The 16,936-nt window shown below is 39.3% G+C and carries 13 protein-coding genes; 11 read left to right on the top strand and 2 right to left on the bottom strand.

What is annotated here, in order from left to right; genetic code table 11:
- Positions 1 to 12: 12 nt before the first annotated feature.
- From atpH to glmU, 6 genes are all read left to right on the top strand, one after another.
- Positions 13 to 546, top strand: coding sequence for a F0F1 ATP synthase subunit delta (atpH, locus tag GQR56_RS13710; protein WP_166112429.1), 534 nt, complete (start codon positions 13 to 15; stop codon positions 544 to 546).
- 14 nt (positions 547 to 560) lie between these two features.
- A complete protein-coding gene (atpA, locus tag GQR56_RS13705; protein WP_024611290.1) occupies positions 561 to 2,102 on the top strand; it encodes a F0F1 ATP synthase subunit alpha in 1,542 nt (513 codons plus the stop codon).
- A 60-nt stretch (positions 2,103 to 2,162) separates the two neighbouring features.
- A complete protein-coding gene (gene atpG, locus GQR56_RS13700) occupies positions 2,163 to 3,023 on the top strand; it encodes a F0F1 ATP synthase subunit gamma (RefSeq protein WP_024611289.1) in 861 nt (286 codons plus the stop codon).
- Between the two features lie 33 nt (positions 3,024 to 3,056).
- Complete coding sequence (gene atpD, locus GQR56_RS13695) at positions 3,057 to 4,442, top strand: F0F1 ATP synthase subunit beta (RefSeq protein WP_024611288.1); 1,386 nt, start codon at positions 3,057 to 3,059, stop codon at positions 4,440 to 4,442.
- A gap of 13 nt (positions 4,443 to 4,455) precedes the next feature.
- Positions 4,456 to 4,878: a F0F1 ATP synthase subunit epsilon gene (locus GQR56_RS13690; protein WP_024611287.1), complete on the top strand. Its 423-nt coding sequence runs from the start codon at positions 4,456 to 4,458 to the stop codon at positions 4,876 to 4,878.
- Between the two features lie 309 nt (positions 4,879 to 5,187).
- The gene (gene glmU, locus GQR56_RS13685; protein ID WP_166112426.1) at positions 5,188 to 6,546 is read left to right on the top strand and encodes a bifunctional UDP-N-acetylglucosamine diphosphorylase/glucosamine-1-phosphate N-acetyltransferase GlmU; all 1,359 of its coding nucleotides are present in this window, start codon (positions 5,188 to 5,190) and stop codon (positions 6,544 to 6,546) included.
- Between the two features lie 27 nt (positions 6,547 to 6,573).
- Here the strand turns inward: glmU and GQR56_RS13680 are convergent, their stop codons facing one another.
- A complete protein-coding gene (locus tag GQR56_RS13680; RefSeq protein WP_166112423.1) occupies positions 6,574 to 7,416 on the bottom strand; it encodes a LytTR family DNA-binding domain-containing protein in 843 nt (280 codons plus the stop codon).
- A gap of 144 nt (positions 7,417 to 7,560) precedes the next feature.
- Here GQR56_RS13680 and GQR56_RS13675 point away from each other — a divergent pair, with 144 nt between their 5' ends.
- The 3 genes from GQR56_RS13675 to GQR56_RS13665 all read left to right on the top strand — a co-directional run bounded on the left by GQR56_RS13675 (position 7,561) and on the right by GQR56_RS13665 (position 11,997).
- Positions 7,561 to 8,790, top strand: a complete 1,230-nt coding sequence (locus GQR56_RS13675) for an acyltransferase family protein (RefSeq protein ID WP_166112420.1) — start codon at positions 7,561 to 7,563, stop codon at positions 8,788 to 8,790.
- An 83-nt stretch (positions 8,791 to 8,873) separates the two neighbouring features.
- Positions 8,874 to 10,649 (top strand): choice-of-anchor I family protein, encoded by a 1,776-nt coding sequence (locus GQR56_RS13670; RefSeq protein WP_166112417.1) that lies wholly within the window; start codon positions 8,874 to 8,876, stop codon positions 10,647 to 10,649.
- A 217-nt stretch (positions 10,650 to 10,866) separates the two neighbouring features.
- Positions 10,867 to 11,997, top strand: a complete 1,131-nt coding sequence (locus GQR56_RS13665) for a DcaP family trimeric outer membrane transporter (RefSeq protein ID WP_166112414.1) — start codon at positions 10,867 to 10,869, stop codon at positions 11,995 to 11,997.
- Between the two features lie 21 nt (positions 11,998 to 12,018).
- Here the strand turns inward: GQR56_RS13665 and GQR56_RS13660 are convergent, their stop codons facing one another.
- Positions 12,019 to 12,924, bottom strand: coding sequence for a LysR family transcriptional regulator (locus GQR56_RS13660; RefSeq protein WP_166112411.1), 906 nt, complete (start codon positions 12,922 to 12,924; stop codon positions 12,019 to 12,021).
- A gap of 198 nt (positions 12,925 to 13,122) precedes the next feature.
- Here GQR56_RS13660 and GQR56_RS13655 point away from each other — a divergent pair, with 198 nt between their 5' ends.
- Both GQR56_RS13655 and dld read left to right on the top strand, forming a co-directional pair.
- Positions 13,123 to 14,829, top strand: coding sequence for an L-lactate permease (locus GQR56_RS13655; RefSeq protein WP_166112408.1), 1,707 nt, complete (start codon positions 13,123 to 13,125; stop codon positions 14,827 to 14,829).
- Complete coding sequence (dld, locus tag GQR56_RS13650) at positions 14,826 to 16,598, top strand: D-lactate dehydrogenase (protein WP_166112405.1); 1,773 nt, start codon at positions 14,826 to 14,828, stop codon at positions 16,596 to 16,598. The genes GQR56_RS13655 and dld overlap by 4 nt, the downstream gene beginning before the upstream one ends.
- The last annotated feature ends 338 nt before the right edge of the window (positions 16,599 to 16,936 follow it).

Raw genomic sequence — 16,936 nt, 5'->3', positions numbered from 1 at the left:
GAGGGTATGAGCATGTCTAAATTGACTACTATCGCTCGCCCATACGCTAAAGCGGCTTTTGAACTTGCCGTTGAAAAAGGCACTATTGAAAGTTGGAACGATATGTTGTTCTTTGCTGGCCATGTAGCCAGCAATGAGCAGGCATCTTCGATTTTAGCCGGTATGCCTACTGCTACTGCACAAGCTGAATTATTTATTCAACTTTGTGCTGAGCAGCTCAACGAACAAGGTCAGAACCTAGTTAAGGTGATGGCTGAAAATGGACGTTTGATCGCTCTACCTGAGGTTGCACAGTTATTTGCTGAATTTAAAGCAGAATACGATAAAGAAATCGAAGTTGATGTGATTTCTGCAACCCCTCTTGTTGCTGCGCAACAAGAGTCATTGGTAGCGGTACTTGAAAAACGTTTCGCACGCAAAGTTAAGCTGAATTGTAGTGAAGACGCGTCAGTTGTTGGTGGACTTATTATTAGGTCTGGTGACACTGTAATCGACGGCACTATTCGCGGTAAATTAAACCGCTTAGCCACAACACTACAATCGTAATTGGGAAAAAGAGCATGCAACTTAATTCCACTGAAATTTCAGATCTGATCAAACAACGTATTGAGAAGTTCGAAGTTGTAAGTGAAGCTCGTAACGAAGGTACTATTGTATCTGTTACTGACGGTATCATCCGCATCCACGGTCTTGCTGACTGTATGCAAGGTGAAATGATTGAGCTTCCTGGCAGCCGTTATGCTATCGCACTAAACCTTGAGCGTGACTCAATTGGTGCAGTAGTAATGGGTCCTTACGCTGACCTTACTGAAGGCGTAAAAGTATATACAACTGGTCGTATTTTAGAAGTTCCTGTTGGTCCTGGTCTACTTGGTCGTGTTGTAAACACACTAGGTGCTCCAATCGATGGTAAAGGCGCTCTAGATAATGACGGGTTTGAACCTGTAGAAAAAATTGCACCAGGTGTAATCGAGCGTAAATCTGTAGATGAGCCAGTTCAAACTGGTTATAAATCTATTGATGCTATGATTCCAGTTGGTCGTGGTCAACGTGAACTTATCATTGGTGACCGCCAAACAGGTAAAACTGCTCTAGCAATCGATGCAATCATCAATCAAAAAGACACAGGCGTTAAGTGTGTGTACGTTGCGATTGGTCAAAAAGCGTCTACTATTGCAAACGTAGTTCGTAAATTAGAAGAGCATGGTGCACTAGCAAATACTATCGTAGTTGTTGCATCTGCTTCTGAATCTGCGGCACTTCAGTACTTAGCACCGTTCGCGGGCTGTACTATGGGTGAATACTTCCGTGACCGTGGTGAAAACGCATTAATCGTATATGATGATTTGTCTAAGCAAGCAGTTGCTTATCGTCAAATTTCATTACTACTTAAGCGTCCACCAGGCCGTGAAGCATACCCAGGTGACGTATTCTATCTTCACTCTCGTCTTTTAGAACGTGCATCGCGTGTAAACGCAGATTACGTTGAAAAGTTCACCAATGGTGAAGTGAAAGGTAAAACTGGTTCATTGACGGCATTGCCAATCATTGAAACTCAAGGCGGCGACGTTTCTGCGTTCGTACCGACTAATGTTATCTCTATCACCGATGGTCAGATCTTCTTAGAAACTGACCTATTCAACTCAGGTATCCGTCCGGCAGTAAATGCTGGTATTTCGGTATCGCGTGTTGGTGGTGCTGCACAAACAAAAATCGTTAAGAAACTGGGTGGCGGTATTCGTCTAGCCCTAGCTCAGTACCGTGAACTAGCTGCGTTCTCGCAGTTCGCGTCTGACCTTGACGATGCAACTCGTGCTCAACTTGAGCATGGTGAGCGTGTAACAGAGCTAATGAAGCAGAAACAGTACGCGCCAATGTCTGTTGCTGATATGTCTTTGTCGTTATTTGCTGCTGAAAAAGGCTTCCTTCAAGATATCGAAATCGCGAAAATCGGTGACTTTGAAGCTGCTTTACTTTCTTATGCAAGTAGCACATACGCAGAGCTTGTGGCTCAAATCAATGAAACTGGTAACTTGAATGCCGAGATCGAAGCGCAGCTTAAAGAACTTCTAACGAAGTTCAAATCTACGCAAACTTGGTAATTTAGTTATTAATGGTGCGCTTTAGTTTTCTAAAGCACACCTTGATTCGGAGAGAGAGTCATGGCTAGCGGAAAAGAGATTAAAAGCAAGATCGGGAGTATTAAAAATACTCAAAAGATCACTAGCGCAATGGAAATGGTTGCTGCGTCTAAAATGAAAAGGGCGCAAGAACGCGTTGCTTCAAGCCGTCCATACGCTGACAAATTACGTGAAGTAATTGGTCGTGTTGCTCAAGCAAATCTTGATTTTACTCACCCGTTTTTAAAAGAACGTGAAGTGAAACGAGTTGGTTATATTGTTATCTCTACAGACCGTGGTCTGTGTGGCGGTCTAAACTCAAATGAGTTTAAGAAAGTTGCACTTGATGTTAAAGCGTGGAAAGAAAAAGGTGTCGATGCTGAATTTGCTACTTTAGGTAGTAAAGCAGCTGGTTTCTTTCAACGTTTCGGTGGTCAACTACTCGCTAAAAAAGCGGGCCTAGGAGATAAACCTTCAGTACAAGACGTTATTGGTCCTGTAAAAATAATGCTTGATGCATTTTCTGAAGGCAAAATAGACCGTTTATTCTTGGTATATAACAAATTCGTTAATACCATGAAGCAAGAGCCAATTATAGATCAGTTACTCCCTTTGCCAAAAGCTGAAGAAGAAGTATCTGCTCACACATGGGATTACTTATACGAGCCAAACCCAGAGGCTATTTTAGAGTCTTTGTTAGTACGCTTTATTGAGTCTCAAGCATACCAAGGTGTGGTAGAAAATGCTGCCTCTGAACAGGCTGCTCGTATGGTTGCAATGAAAGCTGCAACTGATAACGCAGGTGACCTTATGGACGAGCTACAGCTTGTTTATAACAAGGCTCGCCAAGCAGCAATCACACAAGAAATTAGTGAGATTTGTTCTGGCTCAGCAGCAGTTTAATGCTTCGGGTAAAGATTAACGAGAGGAATAGACATGAGTTTAGGTAAGGTCGTCCAAATTATCGGCGCCGTTGTGGATATTGAATTTCCACAAGATAGCGTGCCAGCGGTATACCACGCACTAAGAGTAACAGATGGCGATTTAGCTGGTTTGACTCTAGAAGTCCAGCAACAGCTAGGTGGCGGTGTAGTGCGTACTATCGCTATGGGTACTACTGATGGTTTACGTCGTAGTGCTTTAGTTATGAATACAGGTGAATCGATTCAAGTTCCAGTTGGTAAAGCAACACTTGGTCGTATCATGAACGTACTTGGTGAGCCAATCGATGAAGCGGGTCCAATCGGCGAAGAAGACCGTATGTCTATTCACCGTGCAGCGCCTTCATACGAAGAGCAATCAAGTTCAGTTGAACTTTTAGAAACTGGTATCAAGGTTATCGACCTTGTATGTCCGTTTGCTAAAGGTGGTAAAGTTGGTTTATTCGGTGGTGCCGGTGTTGGTAAAACTGTAAACATGATGGAACTTATCCGTAACATCGCAATCGAGCACAGCGGCTACTCAGTATTCGCAGGTGTTGGTGAGCGTACACGTGAGGGTAACGATTTCTACCATGAGATGAACGATTCAAACGTACTTGATAAAGTATCGCTTGTATACGGTCAGATGAACGAGCCTCCAGGTAACCGTTTACGCGTAGCGTTAACTGGTCTTACTATGGCTGAAAAGTTCCGTGATGAAGGTCGCGATGTACTTTTCTTCGTAGATAACATTTACCGTTATACACTTGCTGGTACAGAAGTATCTGCACTTCTTGGTCGTATGCCATCAGCGGTAGGTTACCAGCCTACACTTGCTGAAGAAATGGGTGTGCTTCAAGAGCGTATCGCTTCTACTAAGACTGGTTCAATTACATCAATCCAAGCGGTATACGTACCTGCGGATGATTTAACGGATCCATCTCCAGCAACTACCTTTGCTCACTTAGACGCAACAGTAGTACTTTCACGTGATATCGCATCACTTGGTATCTACCCAGCGGTAGACCCACTTGATTCATCTTCACGTCAACTTGACCCACAAGTAATTGGTCAAGAGCACTACGATACAGCACGTGGCGTTCAAACAGTTCTTCAGCGTTACAAAGAACTTAAAGACATCATTGCAATCCTAGGTATGGACGAGCTTTCTGACGAAGATAAGCAACTTGTATCTCGTGCACGTAAAATCCAACGTTTCCTATCTCAGCCATTCTTCGTGGCAGAGGTGTTTACAGGCGCGTCTGGTAAATACGTATCACTAAAAGATACAATTGCTGGCTTTAAAGGCATTTTAAACGGCGAGTTTGATGACCTTCCAGAGCAAGCGTTCTACATGGTTGGCTCTATTGAAGAAGCTCAAGAAAAAGCCAAAGGCATGTAACTAGGAGGGTAGTATGACAGCTATGACTGTACATCTTGACGTAGTAAGCGCAGAGCAGAGCTTGTTCTCTGGTCTTGTTGAATCGATTCAAGTATCTGGTAGTGAAGGCGAACTAGGTGTAAACCTAGGTCATGCTCCACTACTAACTGCCCTTAAACCTGGTATGGTACGTTTAGTTAAGCAATTTGGTCACGAAGATGTGATATACGTTGCTGGCGGTACATTAGAAGTTCAACCAAATCACATCACGATTCTTGCAGATACTGCGATTCGTGGTGAAGATTTAGATGAAGATTCAGTACAAAAAGCTAAACGTGAAGCTGAAGAACATATGGCGAATTCGTCAGCTGTTGAGTTTGATTATCAACAAGCGGCAACGCAACTGGCAGAAGCAGTTGCTCAGTTACGTGTTATTCAGTTATTACGTAATAAGTAAGCCTACTCGGTTTTTAAAAGCCCACTTTATGTGGGCTTTTTTGTGCCTGTAATATTTATCAGAATATTATTATTGGTAATATAAATATAATTCACCTTTATAGCTGCTATAAGCTTTTTTTGACTTATATCCTTGCTCAATCCTCGTTACAATAACGTAATACAGTCGAGTGAATATTGGTTTCAGTTAAGATTCAGTAGTTAAAACTTAAACTACTGGGTATTTGCACAGGAAGTGATTTACGTAGTCTTACTGGCTAGTAAAACGACTCTTATTTAACTAAAACAACGGAAAAAGGAAATTGTTTTAATGGCATTAACAACGGTAATTCTTGCTGCGGGTAAAGGTACTCGTATGCGCTCTGCACTCCCTAAAGTACTTCATAAAATTGCTGATAAGCCTATGGTGCAGCATGTTATTGATAACGCAATGGCATTAGGTGCTACAACTACTAATCTAGTTTACGGACACGGCGGCGAACTATTACAACAAGAACTTGCCGATAACAATGTAAATTGGGTACTTCAAGCTGAACAACTTGGTACTGGTCACGCAGTAGCGCAAGCCAACTCTCATGTTAATGATGAAGACACGGTATTAATTTTATACGGTGATGTACCACTAACAAAACAATCAACATTAGAGCGTTTATTAGCTGCAACACCTAAAAATGGTTTAGCTGTATTAACCGTAAATTTGGTAAACCCAAATGGCTATGGTCGAATGCTTCGTGCCGGTGGTAAGTTAGTCGGTATTGTTGAGCAAAAAGATTCAAGCCCAGAGCAGTTACTAATCAACGAAGTAAACACCGGTATTATGGCTGTTAACGGTAAGCTATTAAAAACATGGTTAGGTAACTTATCTAACAATAATGCACAAGGCGAGTACTACTTAACAGATATCGTTGCAATGGCTCATAGTGAAGGCGTAGAAATTACGTCAGCGCAGCCAGACCATGCAATGGAAGTTGAGGGCGCAAATAACCGCGTACAACTTGCAGGCTTAGAGCGCGCTTACCAAGCATGGCAAGCAGAAGAGCTAATGTTAAATGGTGCAACACTTGCTGATCCTGCGCGTATTGATGTGCGTGGAACAGTTACCACCGGTGAAGATATACTTATCGATGTAAACGTTATTTTTGAAGGCACAGTCACGCTTGGTAACAACGTACAAATTGGTCCTAACTGTGTACTTAAAAATTGTAGCATTGGCGATAACGTTATTATTAAAGCTAATACCCTAATTGAAGATGCCACAGTTGCAGATAAATGTACGCTTGGTCCTTATGCTCGCCTTCGCCCAGGCGCTGTAATGGAAGAAGACTCGCACATTGGTAACTTTGTTGAGATGAAAAAAACCCGTTTAGGCAAAGGCTCTAAAGCTAACCATTTAAGTTACTTAGGTGATGCTGAAATTGGCGAAAAAGTGAATATTGGCGCTGGTACTATTACTTGTAACTATGATGGCGTTAATAAAGCAAAAACCATTATTGGCGATAATGCTTTTATTGGTTCTAATTCATCGTTAGTTGCGCCTGTAAACATTGGTGCAATGGCAACTGTTGGTGCCGGCTCTGTGATCACCAGTACCGTTGAAGATGACCAATTAGCAATAGCACGCTCTAAACAGCGTAATTTAACGGGTTGGAAACGCCCAGTTAAAAAATAACAATAGAGGCTACTTAGGTAGCCTTTTTTATTTTAGCTGAAGTTTAAATTGCTCTTTATAGCGTCTAGACAAGTTAAGTACTTTACCTGTTGTTAGTTTTATTTCACTGTCGCCACTGGGGAGTGGTGTAATGGACTCCACTTTATCGAGTTTTACGCCATGGCTGCGGTGAATTCTACAAAACCCCTGTACTTCAAGTTGTTTGCTCAATGCTGTAAGCGTTGCCCTTAGAGGATATATACGTGAGCCTATATGTAGGTTTACATAATTACCCGACGATTCAAGCCAATCAACATCTTCTATTTTTATAATGAATTCCTTCCCGAGCTTTTTAACTAATAAGCGATTTATGGTCAATGTTGTTTGCTGCTCACTTTCTTCAATTGAAGCGGCTTCACCTAGTAACTGCTGCACTACATATTGATATACTTTGATAAGTAAAATGAAAAACACAAAGCTTATAGCGTCTTTCTGGTATTCATAAATAAGTTCAAACCAACTAAGTCCAAAGTTGTAAGACCCATTATTCAACAAATATATGAATTTACGAACCCCTACCATAATACCAACGTGTAACACGCTAAATATAATAGAGGCACCAAAGTACATACCTAAAGAGGCAGTGATATTTTGCCAATTAAAAGGTAAGTATCTTAAAAACCAAATTAAAATAGGGAATATAAGCAAAGTACTCAAGGCACTTGAATACTCCCAAACAAATGGCTCCCACATTAAAAGAGTTAAAGCCCCTTCTCTTTGGACTTCCATTATTTGGGTTGTAGCGTTTACTGTATTGTTAATTAATACGTAAGCACACAGTAATACTGATGTGTAAATGCTTTGAAAACGTTGAAAGTGCTGTAGGTTCATAAATGTATGCTTATTGCTGATGTGGCACGCTTATCCCTGTATACCACCTTTTATCACTATTGCTTGTAATATAAGCACTTATAGATAGTTTTAGCGAGAGCTTTAGGTATGAATAACGCATAACATACATAAAGTAGTAAAAGCATGAGCACTCAAGTACAACAACCTTCATTAGTTAATTCGCGTAAATATTATCTTGATTGGCTTAGGGTAATCGCATTTGCGTCGCTAATTTTTTACCACATTGCCATGTTGTATAGCGAAAACTGGGGATTTCATTTTAAAAGTAATTATACATCACAGTATGTTGAATATTTAATGTTGGTGTTTTCACCTTGGCGCATGTTGCTCATTTGGTTTATATCGGGCGTAGCACTGCGTTTTATGATTGATAAAGTAAGTAGCTTTAAGTCTTGGTTACATTTCACCTTATACCGCTCTATTTTTTTACTATTACCCTTGCTGGTGGGGTTATGGCTAATAGTGCCTTTACAGTTGTTTGCAGAAATGTCGCAGCAAGGTGTTATTGATATTAGCTATTGGCAATTTTATTTAGCTTTTATAGAGACTAACAATACGCTTTTTATTAATTATCAGTCTGGAGTGTGGCCGAATGTGGATGTAAATCACTTATGGTATTTGCGCTCGTTGTGGCAATTTATGCTGATCATTATTGTTTTAACTCTTTTTGCACGCTTGCCCTTTATTACGCCTTTAAAAACATTTGTTAAAGGGGGGATGTCATTTGGGCTTTTAATTACCTTACTCACTATTGCCGTACTATTTACAAGCCATTACTTAACTGGCGATTCAATCAGAGAAACTAACGGCTTTATACTGTTAATCGCAGGATACATACTTGCTAAAAACACTTATTTTTGGAACTGCTTAAATAAAAATTTGGTATTACTGGCTTTGAGTTTTACGGTTTTGTTTGTACTTATAATATTAAGTTATCAGAAGGCGTTTACTCTTCCTCATTTTATTTTAAGCGGTAGCTACAATATTCAACGTGTTGTAGGTGTATTTTTTGTACTTGCGCTCGCTCACCGATTTTTAAATTTTAATACCTACTATTTAAAGCAGCTCAATGCATGGGTATTTCCCTTTTATTTATTGCATCAAAGCATTTTGATTATTTTGTGTTTTTTACTACAGCCTTTAAGTTTAGGAGCTGTTGCTGAACCATTTATCATTATTTTAGGGACTTGGTTTTTTTGTGGTGTTTTTACATGGGGTATAACACATATTGATATACTTAGACCTTTGCTAGGGATTGCAATTAAACGAGATTATCCCCCGACTGTAAAAATGCTTGGTTATACGGTCGCTTTAATTTTAATAACTCCGCTAGCGTATAAGCTAATTAGTTAGGCTAAGGGGTTGTATTAAAACGGCCATAATCTTGTCATGCCTGTGTGTTGATATTTAGCAAATACAATACTAAGGAAAATTACATGTTTAAAAAATCAATTATTGCGCTGTCACTTATATCTATTCTTACGTGTTGCTCATTTGATGGTAAAAACGGCTCTCAAGGATTACAGGGAGAACAAGGTACAAATGGGTTTAATGGTATAAATGCAAACTCAGCATTAAAAATTAACCTTGTGGGTAGAGGCGTATTAAATGCACAAAGCCCAGAAGGTGCAGCTGAAATAGTTGCATATCAAACATCTAAAAAATGGATTTACGCTATTAACAGTTCAGGCGATGACGCTGTTGTTAATATTTTACCCGCTGTCACCTTTGATACTGCCGCACTCGTTAAAGATAACGAAGGGGTTATAAGCGCCACAAACTTAACCTCGGTCATTACGTTGCCTTTAAACGAGCACACCCAAGGCGATGCAAACAGTATTGCTATTGATGAAAACAATAATTTACTAGCGGTTGCAATGGCTGCTGAAAGCACGGGTGATGCAGGTCAAATTGCTTTTTACGATATAAGCGGCGACTCACCCGTATTTATTAAAAATGTAACGGTCGGATTTTTACCAGACATGGTGACGTTCACCCATGATGGCGCAAAGGCAGTGGTTGCTAACGAAGGTGAACCAAGTGGCGACTACAGCGTAGATCCTGAAGGTTCTATTAGTATTATCGATATAACAAATAATGTAATAGCCGATACGGCAATAAATATTGATTTTAAAGCCTATAACAACAAACAAGCCGATCTAGAAACGCAAGGGGTCGTTTTTGCAAACCCAAATGGTAGTACTATTAACGGTAATCTAATAAATACAACTGTGGCTATGGATTTAGAGCCCGAGTACGTTAGCATTTCTAAAGATAACAAATACGCTTATGTATCTATTCAAGAAAACAATGCACTTGCAATAGTTAACCTACAAGACAACAGCTTTGAGCTAAAGGGCTTAGGCTTTAAAGATTGGTCAAGCTTACAACTTGATGCCTCAGATAAAGACGGCGGCGTTAATTTTAAATCATACCCAGGGCTCTATGGTATGTACCAGCCCGACACTATCTCAAGCTTTAGTTGGAAAGGCGCTAATTTTATAGTCACTGCCAACGAAGGTGACGCAAGAGAATACTTTTTTGATACAGCTGATGAAGCAGACTGTATAGCAAAGGGCGGACTTGATTACGATAAAGACGATGGCTGCTTAGCTTATATAGATGAAAGCCGCGTTGAAGATCTAACGCTTGCTAGTAACTTTGATTATTTAAATAATGACGATGATGATATTGGTCGCTTAAAAGTAACAACAATAAAAGGCGATACCAACAACGATGGACAATACGAATCGCTTTATGCTTATGGTGCACGTTCGTTTACTATTTGGGATAGCAACGCGCTGGTGGTTTTTGATTCTGGTGATGACATTGCACGTATAACAGCATCTGTGCATGGTGAATCATTTAATAATGATGAAGATGAAAACAAAGGTGATTCTCGCTCAGATGATAAAGGCGCAGAGCCCGAAGCGCTGACTATTGGTGAAATTGGCGATCGTACATTTGCCTTTATTGGTTTAGAGCGTATGGGTGGCATTATGGTTTACGACATTACTAATCCATACAATGTGCAGTTTGAAGACTACTTCTATAATAGAGGCTTAATTAAAGGCGCTAATATTACAGGCGATTTAGCACCTGAAGGGATGGTATTTGTTCCAGCGGAGCAAAGCGCAACAGGAAATGCACTTTTAATCGTTGGGAATGAAATATCTGGTTCTATTGTGGTATGGGAAATTGCAGCGAGTTAAAAAGGTTAGTTTAGCTAAAGTAAACTTGGATCGACTTACACAGTGAAGTTGATCCACTAAATTTTTTAACTTAAGTCTATATGTGTTTATATCGCGTTAATTTTGGGTTTTATTATGTTAACTATGGAACAAGTGATTCGCTTTTTTCATACTTTTTAAACAGCCTTTTACTCTCTAAATTGAGAGCTCTAAAAATAAAACACACAAAAGGCTATCTATGACACACACAAAACCACACTTAATTTCCGCTGCGCTTTCAATTATATTACTAGGTTACTCTAACTTAAGTTTAGCGAGTATTGAATTAGCAAATATAGATACGGGTTCTAAAAAAACAAAAGTAGAACTTGGTGGCTACGCAAAAGTAGATGTTCGTCATGTATCTGGTGATATTGCTTATCAGGATTACTGGATAGGTAATTTTCCTGAAGGTGAAGCCGTTGATACGTCGCACACAGGGTTTAATGTTAAGGAATCAAGGCTTAATTTAAAAATACAACGCGGCGATGTCATTGGGTTTGTTGAGGTGGATTTTTACGGCGGTGGCGGAAACGAAGTTGTTAGTAATTCGTCAAACGATCGTTTACGTCATTTTTATATTCAATACAAAGATTGGTTAGCAGGGCAAACATGGTCAACCTTTATGCCTTTAGCTGCATTGCCTGAAACATTAGACTTTGGTGGTCCGCACGTAGGCGAAGTGTTTATTAGGCAAACGCAAATAAGGTACAGTCATGGTGGCTGGCAGTTCGCTATTGAAAACCCAGAAACAAACGGCGACGGTGACAACGGTACTGCATCAAGTGCGGTTGGTGTTTCTGGGGCACAAGCCGATAAAGACGAATCAATTCCCGATTTTGTTGCGCGTTATAATTATAAAAAAGAGTGGGGTGAATTATCTATTGGTGCTTTATTAAGAAAGGTTGATCAGGGTGGTATAGATAAAACAGCAATTGCAGGTAATTTTTCGGGCAAAATTAAAACGTTTGGCAAAGATGATTTTCGCTTTCAAGTTAGTGTAGGAGAACCTGGTCGTTACGCTGCTGCAGGATTAACAAACGATATTGTAGTTAACGAGCGCGATGAAGTGGAAGTAGAAAAAACGACTGCATTTACTGTTGCCTATAAACATTTTTGGACAGGAACTTGGCGTTCAACCGCTTTTTATGGTGCGGCTAAAACGGATATAATTGAAAAGGATCGGGCTCATTGGGGAGTTAACTTAATAACAAACATAACAGACGATCTTAATGCGGGTATTGAGCTTGGGCAATATAAGATTAATGATGAAAATATTGACAGTATCAGCTCTAACTACTTTCAGCTTTCTGCTAAATATAGTTTTTAATATAAATAATAGGCGTGTTATTTAACAGTAATACGCCTGTTTTTTATGTAACGATTCTCGTAAATGCTCAACAAGCAGTTTTAATTTTTGATCAGGTTGCCTTACTTTAGGATAAACCGCATACATCCCCATTTTCTTTCGTGTAAAGCTTTGCAAAATCTGCGCTAACGTATTTTTTTGTAGTTCTTGATAAACGAGAGCTTGCGGTAAAAAAGCAATACCTAAGTCGCTAAGCGCGGCTCGTTTAATTGCACTGAGATGGTTACTATGAAAGCGACCATGTATGGGAAGTAGCTGCTCCGCTTCATCAATATACAATGGCCATATGTCATTACAGGTATTATCGAACTTATATACTAAGCACTCATGGCTTTGTAGTTGTTCAGGGGTTTGCGGTACACCGTATTGTTTTAAATAGTTTGGTGTGGCACATATTACCCATTGGCTATCTATTAGTCGCCTTGCAATGAGTGATGAGTCTTCAAGTTCGGCTGTTCTAATAGCAAGATCATAACCTTCCTCAATTAAATCAACCAATCTATTCGTAACTTGTAAATCTACGGATATTTCAGGGTGCTTTTTACAAAATTCAGCAATCGACTCACTCAATGCTAAATTTGCTGATACAACGGGCATTGTTATTCTTATATTACCTTTCATGTCATCACCGTAACCAGTTACGGCATTTTCGGCTTCTTGAAATGCAAATTTAACAATTTTAGCTTTGTTATAAAGCGTTCTTCCTGCATCGGTGAGGCTGAGCTTTCTGGTTGTTCTGTAAAGAAGTTGGGCATTTAAGCTTTCTTCTAATCTTGCAATACGCTTACTTACGACTGAATTAGTTAATGAAAGCTTCTCCGCTACTTTAGAAAATGACCCATCATCAACAACTTGAACAAATAAAACCATGTCATCTGCCTTTGCCATACTTGTTCCCCAATTAGTGTAATGCGCTTATTATTATGGCAAAAAAGGAAAATAAGATTGCCTTTACATGCAATATATCAATTTATTTACAAGGAGTAGAGTGTATTAAATCTATCTTGGTCGCAATAAAATCATAAAAATAAACTCTAAATGGTTTTAACAGGGCAGTCACACACACAACAAAAAGAGGATACAATTTTGAGTCAAACAATATATGGATTATTGGCATTACTGCCAATTGTTCTCAGTGGTATTTTGCTAATAGGTCTGCAATGGTCTGCAAAAAAAACAATGCCAATAGTGCTCGCGGTTACTGCTGCAATTGCTATTTTTATATGGGATATGACCCTTAATCGGGTTTCATCATCAATTATTCAGGGGTTTGTGATCACAGTCTCAGTGTTATGGATTGTGTTTGGTGCCCTGTTTTTACTTAATACATTAAAACATACCGGCGCAATAGCGGTTATTCGTGCTGGTTTTACAAATGTATCGCCAGATCGACGTGTTCAAGCCATTATTATTGCATGGTGTTTTGGTACTTTCATTGAAGGTGCATCAGGATTTGGTACGCCAGCAGCAATAGCCGCACCATTAATGGTTGCTATTGGCTTTCCTGCACTGGGTGCTGTTTTAATGGGTATGATGATCCAAAGCACGCCTGTATCGTTTGGTGCTGTGGGTACACCTATTGTTATAGGTGTAAGTAAAGGATTAGATACAACGGCAATTAGCGCTCAATTAGCACAAGAAGGTATGTCGTGGGATGCTTTTTTACAGCTAATAACCAGCCAAGTAGCCATTCTTCATGGAGTTATTGGTACATTCATGCCCCTTTTAATGGTGATGATGTTAACTCGGTTTTTTGGTAAGAATAAAAGCTGGAAAGAAGGATTTGCTATTTGGCCATTCGCTATTTTTGCGGGGCTAGCATTTACCATTCCCTATACATTAACAGGTATCTACCTCGGTCCGGAGTTTCCTGCTCTTATTGGTGGTTTGGTCAGTGTTGCTATTGTTATTAACGCAGCTAAAAAAGGCTTTTTAATACCAAAAACAACGTGGGATTTTGCTCCAAAAAAAGACTGGCCAAGTGAGTGGATTGGCAAGCTTGTTGTTGATAGTGATAATAATACACTTACATCTGGCAACAAAAGTATGTCGCCTATTATGGCGTGGTTTCCTTATTTATTAGTTGCTTTATTACTTGTTTGCTCAAGAGTATTTGTAGAGCTCAAAACATTACTTACAGATGCGACACTAAATTTTTCATCACTTTTAGGTGAAGCTGATATTAGCGCTGGTTTTAGCCCTTTATATTTACCCGGTGGGCTATTATTGATAAGTGCTTTATGTGCTGCGGGGCTTCAGTCTAAAAAGCCAGTTAGCGCCTTAAAAAATGCATTTAGTGAATCAGGTAAAACGGTATTAGGTGCTGGCTTTGTACTTATTTTTACTATTCCGATGGTAAGGATATTTATTAACTCTGGTGTTAACTTATCAGACATGGCGAGTATGCCAGTAGCGAGTGCCGAGTTGTTTGCTGGTGTTTTTGGAAGTGCTTTTCCATTAATTAGTTCTACAATCGGTGCATTAGGTGCTTTTATTGCGGGTTCAAATACAGTGTCCAACATGATGTTTAGTCAATTTCAATATGAGGCAGCTATGAGCTTACATATTTCACCTTCTTTAGTCATAGCATCTCAAGCGGTAGGAGCTGCAGCAGGTAACATGATTGCAATACATAACGTAGTGGCTGCCTCTGCAACAGTTGGTCTACTTGGTATGGAAGGTGCGACACTTAGGCGCACTATTTTACCTACAATTTATTACGTGCTTTTTAGTGGCGTAATCGCTATGACCGCAATTTACATTTTTGGTTTTCAAGGACCCTTAGTATCATGAGTAATAAGCAAACACAGGATTCGGGCTGTAATACTTTCACATCAAAAAGTACTTCTCAAAACGTACTTAGCTCAGATCAAGTTTTAGCTAAACTAACCAATATACTTGGTGCGAATAATTTACAGGCTGATCCAGAAAAAAATGAGCACTATAGAATGGGCTGGCGTTCTGGTGGCGGAAGCGCTTTAGCGGTTTTGTTTCCGCAAAGCTTATTGGAAATTTGGCGCAGTTTAGAGATTTGCGTTGAGGGCAACTGCATTATAATAATGCAAGCAGCAAAAACGGGGTTAACAGAAGGCTCGACCCCAAGTGGGAATGATTACGATAGACCTGTTGTGGTTATTAATACATTAGCGATGGATCAATTATTTTTGGTTAATAATAACGATCAGGTTATTAGTTTACCAGGTGCTACCTTGCATCAACTTCAAAGCCAGCTTAATACTGTAAATAGAGCGCCTCACTCTATAATTGGTTCCTCTACCTTAGGTGCATCTATTATTGGTGGTGTTTCTAATAACTCTGGTGGAGCACTTGTTAAAAGAGGTCCTGCTTATACTGAGCTTGCTTTATTTGCACAAATAAACGAACACGGTGAGCTCATACTCGTTAATCACCTTGAAGTAGAGCTTGGTAATTCCCCTGAAGAAATACTAACTAACTTACAAACAGGCAATTTTGATAAAACAAAATTACCAGTAAGCGACAAGCTTGCATCCGATAGAGAATATATAGCAAGAGTAAAAGATGTTAACGCTAGTACACCAAGTCGGTTTAATGCCGATAAGCGAAGACTTTTTGAAGCTAGTGGCTGTGCAGGTAAACTTGCAGTATTTGCAGTACGTCTTGATACCTATCCAACAGCTGAAAAAGAGCAAACCTTCTATATAGGTAGTAATAGTGTTAGTGAGCTTGCTCAGTTAAGAAAGCAAATCTTATCAACGTTTAAAAACACCCCTGAAGTTGGCGAGTATATGCATCGAGATATATTCGATGTATCTGCTAAATATGGCAAAGATACCTTTTTAAGCATTAAACACTTGGGGACGGATGCATTACCTAGATTGTTTTCTATAAAAGGACGTATAGATTCAAGACTTAATAAGTTGTCATGGGTACCAAAGCACTTTACCGACAAAGCAATGCAGCTCATAGCTAAAGTGTTTCCTCAGCATTTACCTAAAAGAATGCTCGAATACAGAGATAAGTATGAACATCACCTAATAATGAAAATAAGTGATGATGGTATAGAAGAAGCGCAAACTTTTTTAAAGCCATTTTTTGAAGCATCAAATACAGGTAACTATTTTACGTGTAATAAGGAAGAGTCAGAAAGTGCTTTTTTACATCGCTTTGCAGCTGCGGGTGCTGCACTAAGGTACGAAGTTATTCATGAAAAAAAAGTGGGCGAAATATTGGCGCTCGATATAGCTATTCCGCGTAACGAACTCGACTGGCTAGAAACGCTACCAAACGAAATTTCCCAACATATAGAAAAGAAACTCTATTATGGTCATTTCTTCTGTTATGTTTTTCATCAAGACTACATATTAAAAAAAGGAACTGATGCCAAGCTTATTAAAAAGCAAATGCTGAAGTTACTCAATGAAAGAGGAGCTAAGTATCCTGCTGAACATAATGTAGGACACTTATACGAAGCTGAACCTGATTTACAAAATTTCTATAAAAGCCTAGATCCAACTAATACATTTAATCCAGGTATAGGAAAAATGCCTAAAAATAAACGCAACTGTTCTTGTTGTTTATAACGTACATTGCATAACGGTATTGAGTTTTTAAACGAAGAGATAGCTTAATACCGTTATTGTTGTAAATGCAGCCTGATTTTTGAGCATAAAACCCTATGCAGCCCTTTATTTGTATAGCTTTTATACTAAATTCATTTAATTGTCAAAAAGCTGAAATAAAGTATTGACCCTCACTCGTTTATCCCTATAATGCGACCCCACTGAGACGGGAAACGCCGAAGCATAGCAAGGCAGGAACTACTTAGAGAGTTAAATAAAACTTCGGTTTTAAATTATCTAAAAAGAAAGTTTAAAACTAAGTGTTGACTCGAAAAATAAAGGGTGTATTATTCGCATCC

The sequence above is a fragment of the Pseudoalteromonas sp. Z9A5 genome, assembly GCF_011378875.1.
Taxonomy (GTDB): Bacteria; Pseudomonadota; Gammaproteobacteria; order Enterobacterales; family Alteromonadaceae; genus Pseudoalteromonas.
This window is presented reverse-complemented; position numbering and strand designations above follow the sequence as displayed.

Coding starts and splice junctions, on each gene's coding strand:
- GQR56_RS13680 (WP_166112423.1), bottom strand. CDS start 7,416: ATGAACCTACAGCACTTTCAACGTTTTCAAAGCATTTACACATCAGTA.
- GQR56_RS13670 (WP_166112417.1), top strand. CDS start 8,874: ATGTTTAAAAAATCAATTATTGCGCTGTCACTTATATCTATTCTTACG.
- atpD (WP_024611288.1), top strand. CDS start 3,057: ATGAGTTTAGGTAAGGTCGTCCAAATTATCGGCGCCGTTGTGGATATT.
- GQR56_RS13690 (WP_024611287.1), top strand. CDS start 4,456: ATGACAGCTATGACTGTACATCTTGACGTAGTAAGCGCAGAGCAGAGC.
- atpH (WP_166112429.1), top strand. CDS start 13: ATGTCTAAATTGACTACTATCGCTCGCCCATACGCTAAAGCGGCTTTT.
- GQR56_RS13660 (WP_166112411.1), bottom strand. CDS start 12,924: ATGGCAAAGGCAGATGACATGGTTTTATTTGTTCAAGTTGTTGATGAT.
- atpG (WP_024611289.1), top strand. CDS start 2,163: ATGGCTAGCGGAAAAGAGATTAAAAGCAAGATCGGGAGTATTAAAAAT.
- glmU (WP_166112426.1), top strand. CDS start 5,188: ATGGCATTAACAACGGTAATTCTTGCTGCGGGTAAAGGTACTCGTATG.
- dld (WP_166112405.1), top strand. CDS start 14,826: ATGAGTAATAAGCAAACACAGGATTCGGGCTGTAATACTTTCACATCA.
- GQR56_RS13675 (WP_166112420.1), top strand. CDS start 7,561: ATGAGCACTCAAGTACAACAACCTTCATTAGTTAATTCGCGTAAATAT.
- atpA (WP_024611290.1), top strand. CDS start 561: ATGCAACTTAATTCCACTGAAATTTCAGATCTGATCAAACAACGTATT.
- GQR56_RS13665 (WP_166112414.1), top strand. CDS start 10,867: ATGACACACACAAAACCACACTTAATTTCCGCTGCGCTTTCAATTATA.